Origin of the sequence: Streptomyces coffeae (assembly GCF_016741875.1) — a bacterium.
Classification (GTDB): domain Bacteria; phylum Actinomycetota; class Actinomycetes; order Streptomycetales; family Streptomycetaceae; genus Streptomyces; species Streptomyces coffeae.
In genome coordinates this window covers 1-7,613 of sequence record NZ_JAERRF010000012.1, presented here as the reverse complement: position 1 = coordinate 7,613, position 7,613 = coordinate 1, and the positions used below count along the sequence as shown (strand labels likewise).

The 7,613-nt window shown below is 70.9% G+C and carries 1 protein-coding gene; it reads left to right on the top strand.

Annotation, left to right across the window (positions count from 1 at the left end; translation table 11 throughout):
• Positions 1-12 precede the first annotated feature (12 nt).
• A partial coding sequence (locus JK363_RS21340; RefSeq protein WP_201876593.1) for a type I polyketide synthase occupies positions 13-7,613 on the top strand: 7,601 nt, incomplete at its 3' end.

Here is a 7,613-nt window from a genome sequence, read left to right as displayed (position 1 = left end):
AGCGCACGTTAAATGGAGAACGAGGACAGGCTCCGCGACTATCTCAAGCGGGCCACCAACGATCTGCGCACCGCACGCCGACGCCTGCGCGAGGTCGAGGAGCGGGAGAACGAGCCCGTCGCGATCATCGGGATGAGCTGCCGCTACCCCGGTGGTGTCGAGTCACCGGAAGACCTGTGGCGGCTGCTGGTCGACGGCGGGGACGCCGTGGTGGAGTTCCCGGCCGACCGAGGCTGGGACGTCGACGCGCTCTACGACCCCGACCCGGAGCACGCGGGCACGTCGATCACCCGGCACGGCGGATTCCTCCAGGGCGCAGCGGGCTTCGACCCGGCGTTCTTCGGAGTCAACCCGCGCGAGGCACTGGCGATGGACCCGCAGCAGCGACTGCTGCTGGAGACCTCCTGGGAGGCGTTCGAGCGCGCGGGCATCGACCCGGCGCAGGCCAGGGGTACCAGGACCGGTGTGTTCGCGGGCGTGATGTACAACGACTACGCGACACGGCTGCCGCAGGCGCCCGAGGGGTTCGAGGGCTACCTCGCCAACGGCAGCGCGGGCAGCATCGCGTCCGGCCGGATCGCCTACACCTTCGGCCTCGAAGGTCCCGCCGTCACGGTGGACACGGCGTGCTCGTCGTCGCTGGTGGCGCTGCACCTCGCGATGGTGGCGCTGCGCCGCGAGGAATGCTCGCTCGCGCTCGCGGGCGGTGCCACGTTCATGTCCACGCCGCGCACATTCGTCGAGTACAGCAGGCAGCGCGCTCTGTCCGTGGACGGCCGCTGCAAGGCGTTCTCCGACAGCGCCGACGGCACCGGCTGGGGCGAGGGCGTCGGCATGCTCCTGGTGGAACGGCTGTCGGACGCCCGCCGCAACGGCCATCCCGTGCTGGCGGTGATCCGTGGCTCGGCAGTGAACCAGGATGGTGCGTCGAACGGCCTGACGGCGCCGAACGGGCCGTCCCAGCAGGCGGTGATCATCCAGGCGTTGGCGAGTGCGCGGCTCACCCCGGCACAGGTGGACGCGGTCGAGGCGCACGGCACCGGCACCACGCTCGGCGACCCGATCGAGGCCCAGGCGCTGCTGGCCACCTACGGCCAGGACCGCACCGCCGACCAGCCGCTGTGGCTGGGGTCGCTGAAGTCCAACATCGGCCACGCCCAGGCGGCGGCCGGTGTCGGGGGCATCATCAAGATGGTCATGGCGATGCGGCACGGTGTGCTGCCCAAGACCCTGCACATCGACGAGCCGAGCAGCCACGTCGACTGGTCGGCGGGCACCGTGGCGCTGCTGACCGAGGGGCAGCAGTGGCCGGAGACCGGCGAACCACGCCGCGCCGGTGTCTCCTCGTTCGGCGTCAGCGGCACAAACGCCCACGTCATCCTGGAGGAGGCGCCCGCCGCCGATCCGGTGTCCACCGTGGACACCGACCTGCCGATCCCCACTGTCACGCCGTGGGTGCTGTCCGCCCGGACCCCCGACGCGCTGCGCGCGCAGGCCGACCGCCTTCTGTCCGCCGTGCAGGGTTCGGACGACTTCGACCCGGTGGGCGTCGGCTTCTCGCTGGCTACGACACGGGCCGTGTTCGAGCACCGCGCGGTGGTTGTCGCCACGGAGCCTGCTGAGTTCCAGTCGGCTCTGGCCGCTCTCGCCGAGGGGCGGGGTGGTTCGGGTGTTGTGGTGGGTGAGGTGGCGCCGCACCGGGTGGGTTTCCTGTTCTCGGGTCAGGGGTCGCAGCGGCTGGGGATGGGGCGTGAGCTGGCGGCCCGGTTCCCGGTGTTCGCCGAGGCGTTGGATGCGGTGCTGGGCGAGTTCGACCCGGCGGTGCGTGAGGTGCTGTTCGGCGAGGATGCCGATGCGCTGAACGAGACCGGGGTGACGCAGCCCGCGCTGTTCGCGGTCGAGGTGGCGCTGTTCCGGCTGCTGGAGTCGTGGGGTGTTCAGCCGGATGTGCTGGCCGGACACTCGATCGGCGAGCTGGCCGCGGCTTATGTGGCAGGTGTGTGGTCGTTGGCTGATGCGGCCAAGGTGGTGTCGGCGCGGGGTGCGCTGATGCAGGCACTGCCGTCAGGCGGTGCGATGGTGGCGATCCAGGCGACCGAGGCCGAGGTCGCGCCCGAGTTGCCTGACACGGTGGACATCGCCGCGGTCAACGGACCGTCGTCGGTGGTCGTTTCGGGTGTTGCTGCCGATGTGGAGACGGTCGCCGAGCGGTGGCGTGAGGCGGGCCGGAAGGTGACCCGGCTGCGGGTGAGCCATGCGTTCCACTCGCCGTTGATGGACCCGATGCTGGACGAGTTCCGTCGGGTGCTGGAGAGCGTGTCCTACGAGGGACCCGCGATTCCGATCGTGTCGACGCTGACGGGCCGGTTGGCCACCGCCGAGGAGTTGGCGTCGCCGGAGTACTGGGTGCGGCACGTGCGGGAGTCGGTGCGGTTCGCCGACGCGGTCGTGGCGTTGCGCGAGCAGGGCGCCGATGTCTTCCTGGAGATCGGTCCCGGTGGAGTGCTGTCCGGTCTCGGGCAACTCAACGCCCCGGAGGCGGGCTTCGTGCCTGCCTTGCGCGGCGACCGGCCCGAGCTCGTCGCGCTGACCACCGCCGTCGGCCAACTACACGTACGCGGTGTCGCGGTGAACCTGGCCGCCTGTTTCGACGGCAGCGGGGCCCGGCGGGTGGACCTGCCCACCTACGCGTTCCAGCGTGAGCACCTCTGGTTGGACGCTCCGGCCGGCGATGACGGCGCTGAGCGGATATCGCCGGTGGAGGAACGGTTCTGGGAGGCCGTGGAGGAGGGCGATCTCTCCGATCTCGCCCGCACGCTGGGTGTGTCGTCCGACGATCCGCTGAGTGCCGTGCTGCCCCGGCTGTCCGCCTGGCGCAGGAAGCAGCGGGACCGGTCCACCGCCGACGGCTGGCGGTACCGGGTCGACTGGCGGCCGGTGGCTGTCGGGGCTGGGCGGCTGGACGGTGCCTGGCTGGTGGTGGCGTCGACCGGTGAGGACCGGGCCGAGTGGGTGCGTGATGCGCTGGCCCGGAACGGTGCGGAAGCGCAGGTTCTGCACGTGGACCCGGAGGCGGTCGACTGGGCGGAGCAGCTGACCGAACTGCCTGCTCCGAGCGGCGTGGTCTCGCTGCTGGGGCTCGCGGACGCGGGCGGGTCGACCGTGCCCACGGGTATCGCGGCCACGATGGGGCTGCTGCGTGCGCTCGGTGATGCGGATGTGCAGGCGCCGTTGTGGTGTGTGACGTCGGGTGCGGTGTCGGCCGGCGCGGATGACGTGGTTGCCGGGTTCGAGCAGTCGATGCTGTGGGGTCTGGGCCGGGTGGCCGCGTTGGAGTACCCCGGCCGCTGGGGCGGCCTGGTCGACCTGCCCCATGGGCAGGACGACAGGATCGGCGATCTGCTGGCCTCGGTGCTTGCCGGGACGAGCGGCGAGGACCAGGTCGCGCTGCGCGGCAACGAGATCCTCGGCCGCAGGCTGCTGCCCGCGCCGCTGGGCGACGCTTCCGGGGACGGCTGGTCGCCGCGCGGCACCGTCCTGGTCACCGGCGGCACCGGTGCCCTGGGCGGCCATGTGGCGCGCTGGCTGGCAGCGCGCGGGGCCGAGCATGTGGTGCTGGTGAGCCGTCGCGGTCAGGCCGCCGAGGGCACCGAGGAGCTGGAGGCCGAGCTCGTCGAACTCGGCGCGCGCGTCACGTTCGCCGCCTGCGACATGGCCGACCGGGAGTCCGTCGCGGCGCTGCTGGAGAGCGTTCCGACACTCACCGCCGTCGTCCACACAGCGGGTATCGAGCGCTCGGCCGCTCTCGCCGACCTCGAACCGACTGACCTCGCCGAGTTCGCTGATGTGCTGGCAGCCAAGGCCGACAGCGCCAGGAACCTGCACGAGCTGCTGGCCGGCACACCATTGGACGCGTTCGTGCTGTTCTCGTCCATCGCCGGTGTGTGGGGCAGCGGTGGCCAGGCTGCCTACGGCGCGGCCAACGCCTACCTGGACGCCCTCGCCGACCACCGCAGGGCGGCGGGGTTGCCCGCTACCGCGGTTGCGTGGGGTCCGTGGGGCGGTGGCGGCATGGTCGCGGACTCCGGACAGGCCGCACACCTCCGGCGCAGGGGCCTGACCACGATGGCTCCCGAGGCGGCGCTCACCGGCCTCGGCACGGCCATCGAACACGGTGACAGCAAGGTCACCATCGCCGATGTCGACTGGGCCCGGTTCGCGGGCACCTTCATGGCGCAGCGGCCCAGCCCGCTGCTGCGTGAACTGCCCGAGGTGCGTGCCGCGTTCGAGGCCACGTCGGCGGAGGGCGGTACGTCGGCTCTCGCGCAGCGACTGGCCGGCTTGGACGAGGCTGAGCAGGAGCGGCAGCTCACCGACTTGGTCCGGTATGAGGCGGCTGCGGTCCTGGGGCATGTGTCTGCTGAGGCGTTCTCCGCGACGCGTGCCTTCAGGGAGTTGGGTTTCGACTCGCTGACAGTGATGGAGTTGCGGTCCCGGCTCAGTGAGGCCACCGGTGTTGCCCTGCCCGCCACCCTGGTCTTCGACTACCCGACAGCCGCCGCACTCGCCGCCTATCTGCGTACCGAGCTCTCCGGTGCGGACGTGGCCCCCTCCCCCACTGCTGCTGTGGCTGTATCTGGTGTGACGGATGAGCCGATCGCGATCGTGGCGATGGCATGCCGGTACCCCGGTGGTGTGGCAAGCCCCGAGGACCTGTGGCAGGTGCTGCTGTCGGGTGGAGACGCGGTGTCGCAGTTCCCGACCGACCGCGGCTGGGATCTGGAGGCGCTGTACAACCCCGACCCGGATGCGGCGGGCGTCGGCACGTCGTACACCCGCATGGGCGCTTTCCTCGACCATGTGGCGGACTTCGACCCGGCGTTATTCGGGATCTCGCCGCGCGAGGCATTGGCGATGGACCCGCAGCAGCGATTGCTGCTGGAGACCTCCTGGGAGACGTTCGAGCGAGCGGGCATCGACCCGAACTCGTTGCGGGGCAGCGGGTCCGGTGTGTTCGTCGGCACCAACGGTCAGGACTACACGACGCTGATGATGGCCGCGCCGGACAGCGTTGAGGGCTACTTCGGCACGGGCAGCGCGGCGAGTGTCATCTCCGGTCGGCTGTCCTACACGTTCGGTCTTGAAGGTCCTGCGGTGACGGTGGACACGGCGTGTTCGTCGTCGCTGGTGGCGCTGCATCTGGCGGTGCAGGCGCTGCGGTCGGGTGAGTGCTCGCTCGCGCTCGCGGGTGGCGTCACGGTGATGTCCACGCCCGCCGCGTTCGTGGAGTTCAGCCGCCAGCGCGGGCTGGCGGTGGACGGCCGGTGCAAGGCATTCGGCGCAGGCGCGGACGGCACGGGCTGGGGCGAGGGCATCGGGATGCTGCTCGTCGAGCGGCTGTCGGACGCGCAGCGCAACGGCCACCCTGTGCTCGCCGTCGTGCGCGGGTCCGCGGTGAACCAGGACGGCGCGTCCAACGGCCTCACGGCGCCGAACGGTCCGTCGCAGCAGCGGGTGATCCGGCAGGCCCTCGCCAGTGCACAGCTCGCTCCGTCCGATGTGGACGTGGTCGAGGCGCACGGCACCGGTACCAAGCTCGGTGACCCGATCGAGGCACAGGCGCTGCTCGCCACCTACGGCCAGGACCGCCCCGCCGACCAGCCCCTGTGGCTCGGCTCGATCAAGTCGAACATCGGTCACACCCAGGCCGCCGCGGGCGTGGCCGGTGTGATCAAGATGGTGATGGCCATGCGGCACGGTGTGCTACCCCGCACCCTGCACGTCGACGAGCCGTCCCCGCACGTGGACTGGTCCGCCGGTGCGGTGGAGCTGCTCACCGATCAGCGTGAATGGCCTGCTGCGGACCGGCCATGGCGAGCCGGTGTGTCGTCGTTCGGATTCAGCGGAACCAACGCCCACACCATCATCGAGCAGGCACCCGCGGTCGAGCAGGACGAAGCTCCGGAGCCGACGGACGACGGGCTGGTGCCGTGGGTGTTGTCGGCCAAGGGGCCCGAGGCGTTGCGGGAGCAGGCCGCGCGACTCCAGTCCTTCGTGGACGAATCGCCGGAGCTGTCCGTGGCGGACGTGGGCCGTACGCTGGTGTTCTCACGTGCGGCGTTGGAGCACCGCGCGGTGGTTGTCGCCACGGAACCTGCTGAGTTCCAGTCGGCTCTGGCCGCTCTCGCCGAGGGGCGGGGTGGTCCGGGCGTTGTGGTGGGCGAGGTGGCGCCGCACCGGGTGAGTTTCCTGTTCTCGGGTCAGGGGTCGCAGCGGCTGGGCATGGGGCGTGAGCTGGCTGACCGGTTCCCGGTGTTCGCCGAGGCGTTGGATGCGGTGCTGGGCGAGTTCGACCCGGCGGTGCGTGAGGTGCTGTTCGGCGAGGACGCCGATGCCCTGAACGAAACCGGGGTGACGCAGCCCGCGCTGTTCGCGGTCGAGGTGGCGCTGTTCCGGCTGCTGGAGTCCTGGGGTGTTCAGCCGGATGTGCTGGCCGGACACTCGATCGGCGAGCTGGCCGCGGCTCATGCGTCGGGTGTGTGGTCATTGGCTGATGCGGCAAAGGTGGTGTCGGCGCGGGGTGCGCTGATGCAGGCACTGCCGTCAGGCGGTGCGATGGTGGCGATCCAGGCCACCGAGGCCGAGGTCTCGCCCGAGCTGCCGGAGACCGTGGGGATCGCGGCGGTCAACGGGCCGACATCGGTGGTCGTTTCGGGTGTTACTGCCGATGTCGAGGCTGTCGCGGAGCGGTGGCGTGAAGCGGGCCGGAAGGTGACCAGTCTGCGCGTTAGTCACGCGTTCCACTCGCCGCTGATGGACCCGATGCTGGACGAGTTCCGCGCGGTGGTCGAGGGAATCGAGTGTGGTGAGCCCGCCATTCCGATCGTGTCGACGCTGACGGGCCGGTTAGCGAGCGCCGAGGAGCTTGCCTCGTCGGAGTACTGGGTGCGGCATGTGCGGGAGTCGGTGCGGTTTGCCGACGCCGTGAGCACTCTGGTTGCCGAGGGTGTGGGGACGTTTGTCGAGGTGGGGCCGGGCGGGACACTGTCCGCGATGGGGCGGGAGTCCGCGCCCGACGCTGGGTTCGTGCCGGTGCTGCGTGGCGATCGGCCGGAGGCCGTGGCTGCCACGACGGCTGCGGGCCAGTTGCATGTGCGCGGTGTCCGGGTGGACTGGGAGGCGTTCTTCGCAGGTCGTGGCGCGCGGCGGGTGGATCTGCCCACCTACGCGTTCCAGCGCGAGCGCTACTGGCTCGACGCTCCGTCCGTTGCTGTGGGCGTTGAGCAGATGTCGCCGGTGGAGGCGCGGTTCTGGGAGGTCGTCGAGGACGGCGACATCGCTGATCTCACCCGTACGTTGGATGTGTCGTCGGACGATCCGCTGAGCACGGTGTTGCCTCGGTTGTCTGCGTGGCGCAGGGAGCAGCGGGATCGCTCCACAGCTGATGGTTGGCGGTATCGGGTCGAGTGGCGGCCGGTGGCTGTCGGGGCTGGGCGGCTGGACGGTGCCTGGCTGGTGGTGGCGCCGACCGGTGAGGACCGGGCCGAGTGGGTGCGTGACGCGCTGGCCCGGAACGGTGCGGACGTGCACGTCGTGCACGTGGATCCAGGGGC